This is a genomic window from Qipengyuania proteolytica (assembly GCF_019711565.1).
Classification (GTDB): Bacteria; Pseudomonadota; Alphaproteobacteria; order Sphingomonadales; family Sphingomonadaceae; genus Qipengyuania; species Qipengyuania proteolytica.
Genome location: NZ_JAIGNN010000005.1, coordinates 1 through 15,974 on the forward strand (window position 1 = coordinate 1; position 15,974 = coordinate 15,974).

Genomic DNA, 15,974 nt, shown 5'->3' on the forward strand with positions numbered 1-15,974 from the left:
CGTGGGACGATGATATTATGATCGGACAAACTGAAATTATAGGAGACCTATGAAAGTTCACTTCGATCAATCTCCCGCAGGACAGGGTAAAACCGAGCGGGCGATAAATTCAATTACAAACCGCAAGTGCAAAGTTCTCTTCGTCACCGAAAGGATCAACAGCTTCGGCGAACTTAAGGTATGGATGAACAAGCACGCTGCCATCCATGGAACTGCTCCCGTCATCGAAACCATTTCCAGCGACGATCGTGACCGCTTGGGCTCCGTGTCCCGGCAAATTGAGGCGCTTCCCGATAGGCATCGGCTGCGTGACCATGCGATCGTAATCGCCACTCACGCCGCAATGCTGCGCAGCGATTTTCGAGATTTCCGCGATTGGGAAATCATCGTGGACGAGGTGCCTGCCTTTCTCGACTTTGAAGAGAAGCGGACTCACCTCGACGCAGCCTTCTTCGAAAAGCACTACCTGTTGGAGCACTTCGAAGGTTGCTGGTCCAAAGTCATTGCCACAGCCGCAGGATTGACCCTTTCGCCGTCTGATGTCGGAGCAGATCAATCTCACGACCATTTAGCGGTATTTCATCGCCGGGTGGTTGAAGCGTCGCAGGAGGGATCACGCCGGTTCGTGCTATGCAATCTGCCCCAGTGGTCGGCGATGAAAAATCGCGAGGTCAAATGGGGTTGGGCGAGTGCGTTCTCGTTATGGGAACTCGCCCCCTTTAAGAGGATCACGCTGCTCGGCAATCGCTTCCGTTCTGACATTGGCTGCCGCATCTCCGAAGCTCTCAATCTCGACGAGATAGAATGGGAGGAACTGCCGTCTCTGAAAGGTAAGCGACAATTTCAGGCACGGCGCGTCCACATCAATTACTTCTCGGAAGACCGGACAGCCAGTCGAAACCTGTTCGAGCTAGATGCTGGGCAACTGATGCTTGGTGAGATCGGGGAGAGGCTGTCCAAAGAATTGAGCGGACGCGACCATATCTGGACCGCCAACAACAAGCACAATGCGAAAAAGAGAGGGCTGTCCACACCCGCCGAAATTCTGGGAGATGCGGGATTGGACGGACAGAAATACCTCAAGCCAAAACAGGCTGGCACCAATCTCCATCATAAGGTCAGTCATGCCGCGATCATCTACTCGGCCAAAGCTTCGTCAGCCCAAGCGTCCCTCTTGAAGGTTTTGCAAATTGAGCGCGAAGCTTGGGAGCAGAGCATCGAGCATGAAACAATCCTCCAATTCGTCACGCGCACCAGCATTAGAGATGCCGATAATTGCTCGCCTGTGCACCTCTGGGTCTTCGACCGCGCGCAAGCCCTCTATCTCAAGGACTACTTCGACGGGCTCGACTATGTGACCGCAAGCGTCGCTCTGGTGGAGGAAGGACCGGCAATTCCCGGAAAGGAAAAGCGCGGCCCCAAGCCGAAGGACCGCTCGCCCAACGAGCAAGCCGAGCATGACCGCAAAAAGAGGGCAAAAGATGCGGCTCGAAAGCGCGCAGATAGAGCTAGGAAGCGGGCGCTAAAGAAAGCCGCTTAATGCGATAAGCGGAAGAGAGTGGCGTCGGTGGGGTCTTCGAACTCGATCCTCACCGCGCCATTCGTCCAGCGTTCCAGAGGTCGCCATCGACCCTTACAATTCGCAAGGCACCATTGGCGTAGTCGGTCTGCTTTTGTCTCTCGGCATTCATTCGGACCAGTAGGTAAGGAGATAGTTTCAGCCACCACGAACGCCGGTTGAGGTTGAGGACGGACACGACGGAGAAGGTCGGCAAGTGGATGAGGGCTTTTCATCAGTTATTTATCTCGACAAAACAGAGGCGCGGCTTTGGGAACGGACCAGCCCACGCTGTTTGCTGTGAGTCCGAATAGTTAGGGGAAAATGGATGGCGGGTCTTGGCGAACTGACGAGTGCAGAAGCCGTTCGACAGGCAATGCACGAATACGACCAGATCGGTCGCGGACCGTTTCTTAAAAAATACGGCTTCCGCCCCGCGCGCGCCTACTTCGTTTCCAACGATGGGAAGCTCTACGACAGCAAGGCAATAGCGGGCGTCGCTTATGGCATTCAGCACCCTGAACGAGGACATTTGACATGGCAGGATTTTGTCGGCGGGGATGCCACCGTTCGGCCTAAACTTGAAAGCCTCGGCTTTACTGTTGTCTCCGATGGTCCTCCGCAAACCGCTTCCTTTGCCTCCGATCAGTTGGTCGTGGGAGAGATTTACCCACGCGAGGATTTGATCGAGATATTTTCGATCACCGATGCCACGATCAATACCGGTGTATTTCGCCCGAGTGGTTATCGTTCGATTTGGCTCTTCGTCACACGCGACAAGACCAACGACCGCACTCAATATCGGGATCACCTCGAAGGCGATTTGTTGCATTGGGAGGGGCAAACCAGCGGCAGAACTGATTCAAAAATCATCGATCATCAAGCGAATGGCGACGAACTTCTCGTCTTCTACAGAGAGTCGAAGCGCCAACATCCGAAAGCCGGATTCAAGCTCGAAGGTCGATTCAAATACCTTTCCCATTCGCCCGGAAAGCCAAGTCGCTTTCTTCTCCAACGAATTGATAATGTGGTCGAAGGTGTCGAAGAGTTCGAAGCCGACCCGTTTGATCCCGCAAGTGTTGAAGACGGTCGGAAGAAAGTTTTGGCGTCAGTTGCTCGGCGACAGGGACAAGGAGCCTTCCGAAGGGCTCTTATGCGAGCGTATGATGGACAGTGCGCAGTAACTGGTTGTGCAATCGAGGCCCTTTTAGAAGCCGCACATATTCACCCATATCTGGGCCCGGAGACCAATCACACTACCAACGGTTTGTTGCTCCGCGCGGACATCCATACCCTATTCGACCTCGGACTCATGGCGATTAATCACAGCAATCAGGTCGTAGTTTCGGATCGTCTACTTGGCTCCGATTACGACCACCTTTCCGGCAAGAGCCTCCAAACTCCGACAGATGCCGCGGATCACCCGAGTTCGAAGGCACTGGCATGGCATCGCACCCAACATCACTTTGGGTCCGACTGACCTTGGAGAAATGAGGAATGCCGGTCAGTTGTCTGGACGATAGCGGTCAGCGAATTCAGGCGTTCGACCTGACCGCCGACGACTGGGATGGACTCAAGGACGAAAATCGCAAGCGACGGCACTTGCGTATGCCCTGTTGCGGCTCCCCGGTCGTCCTCAAGAAGTCCCGCAGAGGCACTCAATTCTTTGCCCACATGAAGATTGGCCCATGCCTGACTGCTGATGAGGGCGAGGAGCATCGGGTTCTCAAAGCAATGGCCGTGCAGATAGCTCGGGAGTGCGGATGGGATGCCGAAGCGGAGGTCGCCGGGACATCGCCTGACGGCGAAGAGTGGCGAGCGGATGTGTTGGCCACCAAAGGTAATGCAAAAGTCGCCATTGAAATCCAGTGGTCGGGTCAGGTCGATGACGAGACCTTGCGTCGCCAAGAACGGTATCGCCGATCTGGTGTGAGGGGCCTCTGGCTGCTTCGGCAGCCGGGGTTTGCAGTGAGCAAAGACTTTCCCGCTGCCTGTATTGGAGGCAGCTTGGACGAAGGGTTTCGTGCACTCTTGCCCTATTGGTGGGGGAGCATGAACCGGACCGATCGGCGAGAAATGCGGGGTTGGAAGTCGAACTTTTCGATGTCCGACTTCATCAAAGCTGCTTTGAGAGGACGCTTGAAATGGGGGCGCATCACGGATGTGAGCGACACCGGAATCGCCAAGGTGATTACAGCCGAAGCAGACTGCGAAGAATGCGGCGTCATCACCGACATCATTGTTGGGGTCGATCTTTTGATTGCTGGCGAAACATTAGAGGTCTCGCTTCGCGACCTCACGCAGTTTGAGGGATTGATTGGGCAGCTTCGAGCACAGCTTCCCGAAAGCTTCGACCAGAGCCATCTCAAAGTCCGCTACAGCCGCACCATGAGGGAGCGTTATTTCAGCAACGGCTGCTTGGGTTGCGACAGGCTCACAGGTGACTTCTTCATGCTAGGATATCGGGATGAGGCAACTGCCCTGTGCCAGTTTCCCATTAGCCTGACTGGGGATTGGTCCCAGCTAATTCAGTCGAGCGACGATTGGCAAGATGGTGAGCCCGAGTGGTGGCTCGTGCGTGAATGATCACGCAAACGCTCAAATTTCGGACCGATCTATGTGCTGCCGTGCGCGTTTAGAAATTTTCGCCTGCAAAACGCCTATATGAGCGCAAATTCTCCCTGAAAATAAGCCAACTGTCTGTTTTGGCCCATAACACGATTATAGACCTCTCCTTCAGAATGCGCGTATTCTCCTGAAAGTAGGAGAAAACGCCCATGCACAAAGTTAACGGAAATAACCTCCGAAAGGTGAGGACTGGTCGGGGGCTAACGCTTCGACAATTGGAAGAAGCATCTGGCATCACGCAATCTACCATTCACCAAATCGAGAAAGGTAAGCGGCTTCGCCCTCATCTCTCTACGGTGAAGAAACTGGCTGACACTCTCGGCGTCGAACCGGACAGGTTGATGGGAGACGACATTGAGGAGGATAAGCCGTCTTCCGATTTCTTTTCGCGCCGATCGATATTTCGCATCAAGATGGCTGACGATGCTCGCAACGCGCTCCGTATCGTCGCAGATCGATATGACTGCGAACCGGAACACATCCTCGATCTCGCGCCATTCTTATTCCATTGGGCAGCCGAGGCCAGTCTACGCGAACGGCAATCGCGTTTGGATGCAATTAATGCCAAGCTAGCAGAACTAGAAGGAGTCGAGGCTCCGAGCCACCTCGCCGATTATTATCTGGAAGGGTGGAGAGGCGATGAGCCGCTGACAGCCGAGCAGCAGTCAATCGACAAGAACGACCTTTTCGGCCTGCTCGCTTCGAGAGACGCGCAACCCGAAGATTATGAGCCCTCCGAGCAAAATCCGTGGGTTCAATTTCTCAAGTCGCTGGCCACGCAATCAAGCGAGACAGCGGAGTTCGAGTATTGGACGCCGCGATGGAACCACTTCGCTTATCGTGTAGCGAGCGAGGATGTGTTGAACCTTGTGGGTGGGAACCAAGCGGCGGCGGAGCACATCCTCTCCGGACGAGCGCGGCTTCATGAATTGCCGCAGCGCATCCGCGATGCCGGAAGCGAGGCAATCGCCAAGTGGGCTGTCGAGGCAGGCGAACAGGCGATCGCGGAATTCGAAGAAGGCGATCTCCTTGGGTTGGGAGGGTGAAATGGCGGCACTGGCTCTCACCTCTCATGCGATTACCCGCATGGCACAACGAGGTATCCACCCCGATGATCTCGACCTTATTCTCGCAATCGGAACGGAAGTCGGAGATGGCATCCTCGTGCGGAAGAAAGATGTCGCGCTCGTTGAGAGACAGTTGAAGGCCTTTCTAAAACGCCTTCGGCGCATCGAAGGTAAGAGACTGGTAGTCGCGGAAGGCTATCTCGTCACTGCTTACCACGCCCGAGATCGTCAGCAGTCCCGTCTGCTGAAAATCAATTGAGGAAGCCGGTATGAGCAAGTCAGAAAAAATTCGTGCTCTTGCGAAACAGGGGCGCACGGTGTCCGAAATCGCAAGCGAACTCGGCATCAGCTACCAATTTGCCTACAATGTTTGCCAGAAAGCGGGCCTGCTCGCCGGGGTGGATCGGCGGATTGAACCGAGGCCCACACCAAAGAAGCCGCCTCTTTTAGTCGAACGACTGTGCTCCGGAGGATTCTCGCTTGCGGGAAATGTTACCCACTCCGTCAGGGGGATCACCATGCCTTCGCTGCCGAGAGAGCCGGGAGTTTATGCGTATGCATGGAAAGGGGTGGTCCATTATCTGGGCGTCGCATCGCGCTCTTTATCCCAACGCCTCTATGGATATTGCCGACCCGGCCCCACGCAGCGCACCAACCAGCGAATGAACACATTGTTGTTGGAAACGCTAGATGAGGGCGTTCTGATCGAGCTTTACTACGCCACCCCGCCCGACCTCATTTGGAACGGCTTTCCCATCAGCGGCTGCGTGGGCTTGGAGCACGGTCTAATTTCCTCCTTTAATTTGCCGCTTAACATCAGAGGTGCGTAACATTCCCATCCGTCACTTGGCGCTCGCCGCCTCCTAGCTTACTGATTTCAACCATGAACCCCGTCGAGATCGAAGAAGCCGTCACCCAACTCGCCTCGGAACCGTTTGATCGGGCCGAGTTCCCCTTCGCGTTCCTCACCGCCTTCGGAAACAAGAAAACGACTATCGACCGGCTGCGGAAGGACGGGAAAGGCGGCACCAACCAGTCCGATCTTGCGGGCGGTGTCCTTCAGCGCAGCAACATTCACATCGCGACATGCTCGCCCGATGAGGTTGGCCAGACGCTCACCGCGCTACGCGAGAGCCCCAAGACAGCGACGAACAAGGCAAAGTTCATCCTCGCGACCGATGGCGAGGAGTTTCAGGCCGAAGACCTGACCAGCGGCGAGACCGTCGCTTGCGACTATGCCGATTTCCCGAACCACTTCGGTTTCTTCCTGCCGCTCGCGGGCATCACCACGGTCCAGCAAATTCGCGAAAGCTCGTTCGACATTCGCGCGACCAGTCGGCTGAACCGGCTCTATGTGACGCTGCTGCAAGATAATCCGGAATGGGCGAGCCCCGAGCGCCGCACCGACATGAACCATTTCATGGCGCGGTTGATCTTCTGCTTCTTCGCCGAGGATACCGATATCTTCCACGCTGGGTATCGGTTCACCGAAACGGTCGAGCGGATGAGTTCAGGCGCTCACGAGATCACCCACGAAGTCATCGGCGAACTCTTCCGCGCCATGAACACGAAGCATGCCGATCGGACGGCGCAAGGCATCAAGACTTGGGCGGGTGGCTTCCCATATGTGAACGGCGAACTGTTCAGCGGTTCAACCGATGTGCCCGTGTTCAGCAAGATCGCCCGGTCTTACCTGATCCATATCGGCAATCTCGACTGGACGAAGATCAACCCGGATATCTTCGGCAGCATGATTCAGGCTGTTGCCGACGATGAGGAGCGGGGCGCGCTCGGCATGCACTACACCAGCGTGCCGAACATCTTGAAGGTGCTAAACCCGCTGTTCCTCGACGACCTTCGGTCCAAGTTGGAGGAGGCAGGCGACAATTCACGCAAGCTGCTCAACCTGCGCAATCGCATGGCGAAGATCAGGGTCTTCGATCCGGCCTGCGGCAGCGGCAACTTCCTCGTCATTGCCTACAAGGAAATTCGGGCCATCGAAGCGGAGATTAACAAGCGTCGTGGCGAGTCTGACCGGAAAACTGAAATTCCGCTGACCAACTTTCGCGGTATCGAACTGCGCGACTTCCCCGCCGAGATTGCCCGCCTCGCGCTCATTATCGCCGAGTATCAATGCGATGTCCTCTATCGCGGTCAGAAGGAAGCTCTAGCCGAGTTCCTACCGCTTGATTCCGAGAACTGGATCACTTGCGGCAACGCGCTTCGGCTCGACTGGTTGAGCATCTGTCCGCCAACCGGGACAGCCGTGAAGGTGCGTGGTGACGATCTTTTTGAAACTCCGCTCGACCAATCCGAGATCGACTTCGAAAATGCTGGGGGCGAGACCTACATTTGTGGAAATCCGCCGTATCTCGGAAGTCAGTGGCAGACTGACGAGCAAAAGGCCGACTTGGGCCGAGTTTGCGAGGGCCGCATAAAAAATTGGAAATCCCTCGACTATGTTGCGGGGTGGTTTCTCAAAGCCGCAGATTATGGCACCCAAACAGTTGCAACATCAGCGCTTGTGTCCACAAACTCGATTTGTCAGGGTCGCCAAGTTGATGCGCTTTGGAACGAAATCTTCAAAATGGGCAGCGAAATTTGTTTCGCGCACACAAGCTTCAAGTGGGCCAATCTCGCATCACACAATGCTGGTGTGACCGTGGTGATTGTCGGCGTTCGCCGCCGTAGTTCACAACCGAAATATCTCTTTTCGGAATCTGACGGACAAACAGTATCGAGAGACGCGGAGAATATCAGTCCGTATCTCGTGAATGGTCCGAGCGTAATAGTCCAGCCAGCCAGTCGTCCTCTTAACCGATTGCCAGAGATGAGCTTCGGAAACATGCCGAATGAAGGCGGCCATTTGCTCTTAACCCGAGACGAGGCAGAAACGCTCATTCTTGAAGCCGGAGTCCCGCGTCATTTCGTTAGGCGCTTCCTCGGCTCGCAGGAATTTATCCGTGGACTCGAGCGTCGATGCATTTGGGTGAGCGAAGGAGAAGTTGAGGACGCTTCGAAGCATCAGTCTCTTGCAAATCGTTTTGACGCAATCGCGAAATTGCGAGCAGCCTCGCCGCGCGCAACTACAAGGGAACTTTCTACTATTCCCCATCGGTTCGGCGAGGTTAGACAGGCGGGCACCGAAACCGCCGTTGTAATACCTCGAGTAAGCTCCGAAAATCGCGATTTTCTACCTGTTGGCCTAACCCCTGCTGGTGAAATTATCGGCGATAGAAATTTCGCCATCTATAATGGCCCAATCTGGGCATTGGCGTTAATTGCGTCGCGAATTCACTGGGTTTGGATTGGCACGGTTTGCGTCCGTATGAGGACCGACTTTTCCTACTCCAACACCCTTGGTTGGAACACCTTTCCAATCCCCAAGCTTACCGAGCAAAACAGGGCCGATCTCACTCGCTGTGCCGAGAACATCCTTCTCGCCCGTGAAGCCCATTTCCCGGCGACCATCGCCGATCTTTACGATCCCGAAGCGATGGATGAAAAGTATTCAGACCTCCGCCGAGCCCATGAGGAAAACGACGAAGTGCTCGAACGCATCTACATTGGTCGCCGCTTCCGCAACGACACCGAACGCCTCGAAAAGCTATTCGAACTCTACACCAAGATGACCGGCAAGAGAGCGGCTTGAGCATTTGCAATAAGTGCGGGCAGGCCATTGAATTTCGATTCTACGAGGGTGCAGTGAGGCCGTTCCATACGAATGGTGGATGCAGCGAATATACTGGTCGTGCTGGGTCACCAACGCTTCGCACCTCAAGTGACGGCGAATGTAGGAAGACGAACTGCCCTGACTGTCGGCAAGAGGTATACTTCATCCGACATAATGGCGGCAGTGTGTGGATTGACCCGCCGCTTGGACCACCGTGGGGCCTACACGGGTGCATGGACCGCCGCGTCCCGAATGAAGAACGCAGAGCTTCGATCTCGTCCAAAAAACCCTTTTTGCCCACCAACTTTGGCGACACGGATGATTTGTTTGGTGTGGTTGTGGTCTCCGAAATCCGTGAGGATCGTAGCCAGACGCTTCTTTCAATTGAAGTAGGTGAAAAAGAGAAGCTGGTAGTTTTGGTAGGCGGAGGAGCCGACTCGTTCCTCGGCAAGATGGTCAGGATCGATGGAGCGAAGGCTCAACTTTACGGTCTAGATGACAGGCGCTTATTTCTTCCAATCTTGGGCGCAGCCTGCATACCGCCAAACCTTAAAGCTTCCGGTAAGCCGCTGCCCGGAAAGATCAAGGCAAGCCGCGCAAAGCGGGCGGTGCAGACCAATGCAGAAAAACAAGCAGAGCGAACAAGGAAACTTACTGGGCGCTACCAGCAACATGGATTGGATGAGGCATGGACGGTCGGTCAGCTTATCCAGTTGCTAGGTGCTTTGAGGGGAGCAGAGAAAGACCATGTGGCTCAATCAACCGCTCTCAAAATTCTAAAACATGCGTCGGAGACCGGTGATTGTTCCGCTGCGGCTGCACTGGCTGCGGAACTCTCCGCCGATAGGAGAGCGAGATTAAAGATTTGGCTCGCCGAATTTTCGCCGATCAAATTGAGATTGGACATCCACCCTTTCACCGCCAGAGTTAACAAACATTCAGACAAATCGTTTGAGATAGCGAATGCGCAAAATGCTTTGTTTTATGGCATGCCACTTTAAGCGACCGACACCGAACAACATTTTCGCACATTGCTTATCCGAGGGGCCGACCTGTTGACTTCATCCAAACCGATCCCCGCCGTCTCCTTCCAGACTGCCCGAACTGGCGCGTCCACCAAGTCGAATGAAATGGGCATGCGCCCCATGCAGGAGCGCGCCTATGCCAAGCGCGGCGAACAATATCTGCTGATCAAATCGCCGCCTGCCTCGGGCAAGTCCCGCGCGCTGATGTTCATCGCCCTCGACAAGCTGCATAATCAGGGTCTCGAACAGGCGATCATCGTCGTCCCCGAGAAGTCCATCGGAGGATCATTCATGGACGAGTCGCTGTCCAAGTTTGGCTTCTGGTCGGACTGGGTGGTGAAGCCGCAGTGGAACTTGTGCAATGCGCCGGGACCGGACGAAGAGCGGGTCGATCCGTCGAAGATCAAGGCGGTCGGCCAGTTCCTCGCCAGCGATGACAAGGTGCTTGTCTGCACCCACGCGACCTTCCGCTTCGCCGTTGAGCAACTTGGCGTGGAGGCGTTCGATAATCGGCTGATCGCGGTGGACGAGTTTCACCATGTTTCAGCGAGCGAAGACAGTCGCCTTGGTAGCCAGCTAACGGAATTCATACGCCGCGACAAAGCGCATATCGTCGCTATGACAGGGAGTTACTTCCGGGGCGATGCAGTGCCAGTCCTCACTCCGGAGGATGAGGCCAAATTCGAGACGGTCACCTATACCTATTACGAGCAGTTGAACGGCTACGAGCACCTCAAGGCGCTCAACATCGGCTACTTCTTCTACACCGGACGCTATCTTGAAGCCATCGAGGCGGTGCTCGATCCCGACAAGAAGACCATCGTGCATATTCCCTCCGTGAACGCGCGCGAGAACCCGAAGATCGGCAAGGTCTCCGAGGTCAACCACATCATGGAGGCGCTGGGCGAATGGACTGGCGTTGATGACGCAACCGGCTTCCATATTGTCAGGCTGCCCAATGGGCGAACCTTGAGAATCGCCGATCTCGTTGATGACACTGACCTCGCGCAGCGCGGGAAGGTGTTGGCGGCTCTAAAAGACCCCTCCCACCGCAACAACCGCGACCATGTGGACATTATCATCGCGCTTGGAATGGCCAAGGAAGGCTTCGACTGGATTTGGTGCGAACACGCACTGACTGTCGGCTATCGGTCGAGCTTGACCGAGATCATCCAAATCATCGGTCGCGCAACTCGCGATGCCCCCGGCAAGGAAAGCGCTTCCTTCACCAATTTGATTGCCGAACCCGACGCCTCGGAGGCGGCAGTTGTAGGGGCTATCAATGACACCCTCAAAGCCATCGCCGCCAGCCTTCTCATGGAGCAGGTGCTCGCTCCTCGCTTCACTTTCACCCCGAAGAATACGGGCCCGCTAGAAGGCTTCGACTATGGCCCCGGTGGCTACAAGGAAGGTGAGACCAATGTCGGTGTTCGCGAAGCCACGGGTCAACTTCACTTCGAGATCAAGGGGCTGGTCGAGCCCAAGAGCGACGAAGCCCAGCGTATCTGCAAGGAAGACCTCAATGAGGTCATCACCGAGTTCGTGCAGGACAAGAACAACCTCGAACAGGGCATGTTCAATGAGGAAACAGTCCCGCAAGAACTTACCCAATTGAAGATGGGTAAGATCGTCCGCGACCGTTACCCGGAGTTGAGCGAAGAAGATCAAGAAGCCGTGCGCCAGCACGCAATCGCCGCACTCAACCTCACCCAGAAGGCGAAGGAAATTGCCAGTGGGATCGATGCTGGGAAAGGTGATAACGACAAGGTCAACACGGCGTTGATCGATGGCGTCCGCAAGTTCGCGATGGATGTGCGCGACCTCGACATCGATCTCATCGACAGCATCAATCCGTTCGAGACCGCTTATGCGGTGCTCGCCAAGTCGATGAACGAAACCGTCCTCAAACAGGTGCAGTCAGTAATCTCGGCCAAGAAGGTCAAAATCTCGCCGGAAGAGGCGCGTTCACTTGCCAACCGTGCGGTAGAGTTCAAGCGCCAGCGTGGCCGCTTGCCCGAGATCACCTCGCAAGATGCTTGGGAGAAGCGAATGGCAGAAGGGGTTGCCGCATTCGCTCGCTATCGGGCACAAGAAAAGTCTAATGGCTGAACTTACCGACGACGAACTGCTCGACGAACTTGGGATCGAGATTGAGGAGCAGAAGGCACGCACATATACGGCGCGCGAAGAGCGTATAATTGCGGGTTTTGAGGACATTGTGCGCTTCTTCGAGGAGCACGGACGCGCGCCTCAACATGGCGAAGATGGGGATATTTTCGAGCGCCTCTATGCGGTGCGTCTCGACCGGCTCCGCGCCCTCGAAGAATGCCGAGAGCTTCTTGCAGGGATGGACAAACACGGGCTGCTCGTTGGAGCGCGAGAGGACGCCGCACCAGCGGATGAAATCGACGACGAGTCACTGCTAGCCGAGCTTGGGATCGAACCCTCGGGCGAGGACGATATTCGCGTCCTTCGCCATGTCCCGACCGCCGAAGAACGGAAGGCAGCAGAGGAAGTCGCGCATCGTGAGAAGTGCGATGATTTCGCCAAGTTCAAACCGCTCTTCGAGCAAGTCCAATCTGAACTTGAAAGTGGACAGCGGGAGACGAGGCCATTTGAACTCAAGGCCGAGATTCGTCCCGGCGCTTTCTTCATCGTGGGCGGACAGACTGCTTATGTCGCCGAGATGGACGACATCTTCATCAATGATCAGGGTCGGTCAGACGCGCGCCTTCGAGTGATCTTTGACAACGGCACGCAGAGCAACATGCTCATGCGGTCCTTGCAGCGCGCGCTCAATAAGGACGAGGCCGGTCGCAGGATCACCGAACCCGAAGCTGGCCCCCTATTTTCTGGCCAAGCAGAGGACGGGGATCAAGCTAGCGGAATTATCTATGTCCTTCGCAGCAAGTCCGATCACCCGGTGGTCGCAGAGCACCGCGAACTGGTGCACAAGATCGGTGTGACCAACATGAAGGTCGAGAAGCGCATCGCTGGCGCGCACCTTCAACCGACATTCCTCATGGCCAATGTCGAGATCGTCGCCCAATATCGGCTGTTCAATATTAACCGCACCAAGCTCGAAAAGCTAATCCACCGCGTGTTTGGCGCGGCGCAACTCGATCTGGAAATCCCCGACCGGTTCGGCACAATGATCAAGCCGCGTGAGTGGTTTCTCGTGCCACTGGACGCCATCAATGAGGCAGTTGAGCGTATCCGCGATGGCTCGATCACCGATTACCGCTACGATCCGAGCCAAGCCCGCATTGTTCCAGTATGATCACCGCTTTTGGGGAAGACAAAGTGCAGCGACTGTTTTTCTTTGCGATCCTGATGCTCGGAGGGTGCAGTAACCCAACCCAAAACGCACAGGATGCGGTCGCCTATAATCTCCTCGACCCCGACAGCGCGAAATTTCGCGAAGTGCGAACGACCGATACTGGCGCTGTCTGCGGCCAAATAAACGGCAAAAACCGCATGGGCGCGTATGTCGGCTTCAAAAATTTTGTTGCGGTGAAAATCGGCGATGAGTGGTTCAGCACCATTGTCGATCTGAACAACGATGTGATGGGAGCTATTCATCAACAGCGATACCTAGAGGCATGTGATCCCGAGGGGTTGGAGCATTTCTTAAAAGGGGAAGCTGTTGCGCGCGAAGTAGAGCGGCAAGTTCAGGAGACAGCAGACGCGATAGAAGCCGAGATCAATGCGGAATACGGTTTCCCGGACGACGAGCCAGTAGACATAATGGAAACTACCGCACCCGAGCCGACCGACGAGCAAATTCGGCAGATTGAGGAGGCATCGTCGCCCGACGAGTAATCTTTGGTTTCTCACCTGCGAGAAGCGCACTCACAAAGGCTGGCAGTGGCCGCACAGCTTCGAGAAGTCACGGTCCTTGCGGCCCATGGATTTGGTGTAAGCGCGGATGTCGGCGAGGCTATCCGAAACGACCTTTTTGTAGTTCCGTGCGGTATACGCACCGTCTTCTCGAACCCGTGAGATGGACGAGCAAGTCGCACGATGTAGGACCGCGTAGTCGGGACGCTCGCCGCGCTCGATGTTTAGCACGAACCCGTCTGGATGGTTGCCGATCCAGCGGAGATAGCCAGCATCGTCGTCGGTGAACTTATGCATCGCATCTCTCCCGAAGCATCAAACTCAAAGCGCTACCATGTCGGGATGGAGCCATTCAATGTTATGGCGTGCGCATCCCGGCCAGACATGAATTTCCGCATCATCAATCAGAACCTCACAACCAAGGGTTTTGCACATTTTGCCCTTCCAGTAGAGCAACTCCATTCCCGATCGCTTGCCATTCTCGAACGCAGTGAAGATGTGTTCCGGAATTCCCTCAACTCCGCGAAAATGGAAAGGCAGAAGCTTGGAGCCTGCCCCGTCGAGGTCATACCAGAGACGATCGAATAAGCGACCAGTGCGGAATGTGATGATGTAGTGGCGCTGATCGTGTTCGTTGCGCTCGATGTAATCCCAGAACTTGGCAGACCTCGGGTTCTGATAGATTACAAAATCGAAGTCCCATCCGATGGATCTGTATTGGGTGATGTCGTCCATCACCACGAAGTCTCACGAAACGCGGATTTGTCTACAAAATTCGATCTGACCTTCGCCCAGTCAAATGTAGCCCTTAAACTTCAACCACCTTTGCAAGTTTGGATTGGTTCTCGCAAGCTCCTTCGGATCATTCTGGATCAGAGCAAACATCCGGGAAAAACTTTTCTGAAGCCCCTGATCATGCAGAGGTAGGCGAGCGTATCTCTTCTCTTCCTCATGATCGATTGCGTCGAGATTCTTGAATCTCGCTCGTTTCTTCGGCTCGAACGACCGAAGAAGCCAAATTTTCTGAAATTCCAATACATCGATCTTTAGCCAGAAATCTTGCCGTTTGACCGAGGAGTGAATTATTGAGCGCGGAAACGAGCCATCTTTGATCCATCGGCGAAGCGTTTCAACGCTGATACCGAGCGTCACCGCAACCTGACGAGCCGAAAAAAGTTGGTCGCGATTGATATCAACGATTTCCGTGCTGCCGAACAGATCAACCCTGAATTTCATGTTCCCTTTGACATATCCAAATAGCTGAAATTACGAGATTAACCTAGGTTTTCGATACCGCCTCTTCGTCTCGCCTAACCCTGTGTCGTCGGCAAAGAAAGGGACGACGCTATGGTTGGAATCAGAAAATTAGTTACGAAGAAAGAGGCTGTTGCCGAGGCATTCTATATCTCGGATATCCTCGCGAGCAATCCCGGCCACCCCGGATGGGCACTGACCAAACAGGCGTGGTGCGATGTTGAGTGGTCGGGAAAATGGAAAGTTAGCGACTACCTCATCGAAGGCGAAGATTTCGAGATTAGCGCTGGAAGATGGAAGCATCTGGATGGGCGCATCCGTGACGCTCGAAGCGAGGCAATCAACACACTCGGTTTCGCGGTTTTTTGCGCGGAGTTTTTCCCTGATCGTGCGGCCTCGAAATTGTGGCGTGAACGGCTCTCCAACGAGATGTTGGTTAGAGCGACTTTAGACAAGCCACTCCGCAAATGGTTCGTCATGCCGTCTACGCCGCGACCGTCCGAAGTTCGCCAATCGCTTCGAGAAGCCATCATCTTGGCAAAGGTGTCGGCATGAAGAAGAAATACACTCCCGAGGAGGCCACAAAGGCCAAGTCCGAGATTGATGCGATGGTGGCGAAAGGTATGTCGCGCGGGACTGCCGGAAGAATGAAAGGCCATATCACTCGCAGGACAAAGGGACACGAGACAGCCTTTGCAAAAATCGAGCGTCAACACGCAAAGGAACGAGCAGCAAGAGTGAAGGCCCTACAGGCCAGTCGCATGGCATTGCGGATCGAAGTTTTGCTCCTCAAGGCCGAGCAAGACGCTCTCATTCTTGGAGCTATCGACCAAGGGGTTACCGTGTCCAGATTGGCCGCAGTTCTTGAGGTTGATGAACGGGAAATCAGACGACGGATAAAGTTCGTTTTGGAGGCCAAACGCTGATAC

General features: G+C 55.0%; 16 protein-coding genes. 13 read left to right on the plus strand and 3 right to left on the minus strand.

The genetic code is table 11. The annotated features are described in order from the left end of the window. Window positions 1-49: 49 nt before the first annotated feature. The 11 genes from K3172_RS15300 (at window position 50) to K3172_RS15350 (ending at window position 13,773) form a co-directional block, all read left to right on the plus strand. On the plus strand, window positions 50-1,540 hold the full coding sequence (locus tag K3172_RS15300; protein WP_221591591.1) for a hypothetical protein: 1,491 nt from the start codon (window positions 50-52) through the stop codon (window positions 1,538-1,540). A 346-nt stretch (window positions 1,541-1,886) separates the two neighbouring features. Beyond that, window positions 1,887-3,038: an HNH endonuclease gene (locus K3172_RS15305; RefSeq protein ID WP_221591593.1), complete on the plus strand. Its 1,152-nt coding sequence runs from the start codon at window positions 1,887-1,889 to the stop codon at window positions 3,036-3,038. Between the two features lie 17 nt (window positions 3,039-3,055). Beyond that, complete coding sequence (locus tag K3172_RS15310) at window positions 3,056-4,144, plus strand: competence protein CoiA (RefSeq protein ID WP_221591596.1); 1,089 nt, start codon at window positions 3,056-3,058, stop codon at window positions 4,142-4,144. A 191-nt stretch (window positions 4,145-4,335) separates the two neighbouring features. Then, window positions 4,336-5,232: a helix-turn-helix domain-containing protein gene (locus K3172_RS15315; protein ID WP_221591598.1), complete on the plus strand. Its 897-nt coding sequence runs from the start codon at window positions 4,336-4,338 to the stop codon at window positions 5,230-5,232. Between the two features lies 1 nt (window position 5,233). After that, window positions 5,234-5,512 (plus strand): DUF4258 domain-containing protein, encoded by a 279-nt coding sequence (locus K3172_RS15320; RefSeq protein ID WP_221591600.1) that lies wholly within the window; start codon window positions 5,234-5,236, stop codon window positions 5,510-5,512. Between the two features lie 10 nt (window positions 5,513-5,522). Next, window positions 5,523-6,083: a hypothetical protein gene (locus tag K3172_RS15325; protein WP_221591601.1), complete on the plus strand. Its 561-nt coding sequence runs from the start codon at window positions 5,523-5,525 to the stop codon at window positions 6,081-6,083. Window positions 6,084-6,136: 53 nt separating this feature from the next. After that, window positions 6,137-8,905, plus strand: a complete 2,769-nt coding sequence (locus tag K3172_RS15330; protein WP_221591603.1) for a class I SAM-dependent DNA methyltransferase — start codon at window positions 6,137-6,139, stop codon at window positions 8,903-8,905. A gap of 254 nt (window positions 8,906-9,159) precedes the next feature. After that, window positions 9,160-9,927: a hypothetical protein gene (locus tag K3172_RS15335; protein WP_221591605.1), complete on the plus strand. Its 768-nt coding sequence runs from the start codon at window positions 9,160-9,162 to the stop codon at window positions 9,925-9,927. Window positions 9,928-9,981: 54 nt separating this feature from the next. Continuing rightward, window positions 9,982-12,060 carry a DEAD/DEAH box helicase gene (locus K3172_RS15340; protein ID WP_221591607.1) on the plus strand — a complete coding sequence of 693 codons (2,079 nt, stop codon included), beginning with the start codon at window positions 9,982-9,984 and terminating at the stop codon, window positions 12,058-12,060. Further along, window positions 12,053-13,231, plus strand: a complete 1,179-nt coding sequence (locus tag K3172_RS15345) for a GIY-YIG nuclease family protein (RefSeq protein WP_221591609.1) — start codon at window positions 12,053-12,055, stop codon at window positions 13,229-13,231. Before K3172_RS15340 ends, K3172_RS15345 begins: the two co-directional genes overlap by 8 nt. Next, a complete protein-coding gene (locus K3172_RS15350) occupies window positions 13,228-13,773 on the plus strand; it encodes a hypothetical protein (RefSeq protein WP_221591611.1) in 546 nt (181 codons plus the stop codon). The genes K3172_RS15345 and K3172_RS15350 overlap by 4 nt, the downstream gene beginning before the upstream one ends. Window positions 13,774-13,803: 30 nt before the next feature. Here the strand turns inward: K3172_RS15350 and K3172_RS15355 are convergent, their stop codons facing one another. The 3 genes from K3172_RS15355 to K3172_RS15365 are packed head-to-tail and all read right to left on the minus strand — an operon-like array spanning window position 13,804 to window position 15,027. Beyond that, a complete protein-coding gene (locus K3172_RS15355; protein WP_221591613.1) occupies window positions 13,804-14,088 on the minus strand; it encodes a hypothetical protein in 285 nt (94 codons plus the stop codon). 24 nt (window positions 14,089-14,112) lie between these two features. Next, on the minus strand, window positions 14,113-14,526 hold the full coding sequence (locus K3172_RS15360; RefSeq protein ID WP_221591615.1) for a hypothetical protein: 414 nt from the start codon (window positions 14,524-14,526) through the stop codon (window positions 14,113-14,115). 60 nt (window positions 14,527-14,586) lie between these two features. After that, a complete protein-coding gene (locus tag K3172_RS15365) occupies window positions 14,587-15,027 on the minus strand; it encodes a helix-turn-helix transcriptional regulator (protein ID WP_221591617.1) in 441 nt (146 codons plus the stop codon). Window positions 15,028-15,138: 111 nt separating this feature from the next. On the opposite strand from K3172_RS15365, the gene K3172_RS15370 reads away from it, so the two are divergent. Both K3172_RS15370 and K3172_RS15375 read left to right on the plus strand, forming a co-directional pair. Continuing rightward, window positions 15,139-15,600 (plus strand): hypothetical protein, encoded by a 462-nt coding sequence (locus tag K3172_RS15370; RefSeq protein ID WP_221591619.1) that lies wholly within the window; start codon window positions 15,139-15,141, stop codon window positions 15,598-15,600. Then, window positions 15,597-15,971, plus strand: coding sequence for a hypothetical protein (locus tag K3172_RS15375; RefSeq protein ID WP_221591622.1), 375 nt, complete (start codon window positions 15,597-15,599; stop codon window positions 15,969-15,971). Before K3172_RS15370 ends, K3172_RS15375 begins: the two co-directional genes overlap by 4 nt. Window positions 15,972-15,974 lie beyond the last annotated feature (3 nt).

What these genes read in the sequence shown, in the direction of transcription:
- K3172_RS15370 (WP_221591619.1), top strand. Translation starts at nt 15,139, where the DNA reads ATGGTTGGAATCAGAAAATTAGTTACGAAGAAAGAGGCTGTTGCCGAG.
- K3172_RS15310 (WP_221591596.1), top strand. Translation starts at nt 3,056, where the DNA reads ATGCCGGTCAGTTGTCTGGACGATAGCGGTCAGCGAATTCAGGCGTTC.
- K3172_RS15345 (WP_221591609.1), top strand. Translation starts at nt 12,053, where the DNA reads ATGGCTGAACTTACCGACGACGAACTGCTCGACGAACTTGGGATCGAG.
- K3172_RS15300 (WP_221591591.1), top strand. Translation starts at nt 50, where the DNA reads ATGAAAGTTCACTTCGATCAATCTCCCGCAGGACAGGGTAAAACCGAG.
- K3172_RS15315 (WP_221591598.1), top strand. Translation starts at nt 4,336, where the DNA reads ATGCACAAAGTTAACGGAAATAACCTCCGAAAGGTGAGGACTGGTCGG.
- K3172_RS15350 (WP_221591611.1), top strand. Translation starts at nt 13,228, where the DNA reads ATGATCACCGCTTTTGGGGAAGACAAAGTGCAGCGACTGTTTTTCTTT.
- K3172_RS15365 (WP_221591617.1), bottom strand. Translation starts at nt 15,027, where the DNA reads ATGAAATTCAGGGTTGATCTGTTCGGCAGCACGGAAATCGTTGATATC.
- K3172_RS15305 (WP_221591593.1), top strand. Translation starts at nt 1,887, where the DNA reads ATGGCGGGTCTTGGCGAACTGACGAGTGCAGAAGCCGTTCGACAGGCA.
- K3172_RS15360 (WP_221591615.1), bottom strand. Translation starts at nt 14,526, where the DNA reads ATGGACGACATCACCCAATACAGATCCATCGGATGGGACTTCGATTTT.
- K3172_RS15355 (WP_221591613.1), bottom strand. Translation starts at nt 14,088, where the DNA reads ATGCATAAGTTCACCGACGACGATGCTGGCTATCTCCGCTGGATCGGC.
- K3172_RS15330 (WP_221591603.1), top strand. Translation starts at nt 6,137, where the DNA reads ATGAACCCCGTCGAGATCGAAGAAGCCGTCACCCAACTCGCCTCGGAA.
- K3172_RS15320 (WP_221591600.1), top strand. Translation starts at nt 5,234, where the DNA reads ATGGCGGCACTGGCTCTCACCTCTCATGCGATTACCCGCATGGCACAA.
- K3172_RS15335 (WP_221591605.1), top strand. Translation starts at nt 9,160, where the DNA reads ATGGACCGCCGCGTCCCGAATGAAGAACGCAGAGCTTCGATCTCGTCC.
- K3172_RS15325 (WP_221591601.1), top strand. Translation starts at nt 5,523, where the DNA reads ATGAGCAAGTCAGAAAAAATTCGTGCTCTTGCGAAACAGGGGCGCACG.
- K3172_RS15375 (WP_221591622.1), top strand. Translation starts at nt 15,597, where the DNA reads ATGAAGAAGAAATACACTCCCGAGGAGGCCACAAAGGCCAAGTCCGAG.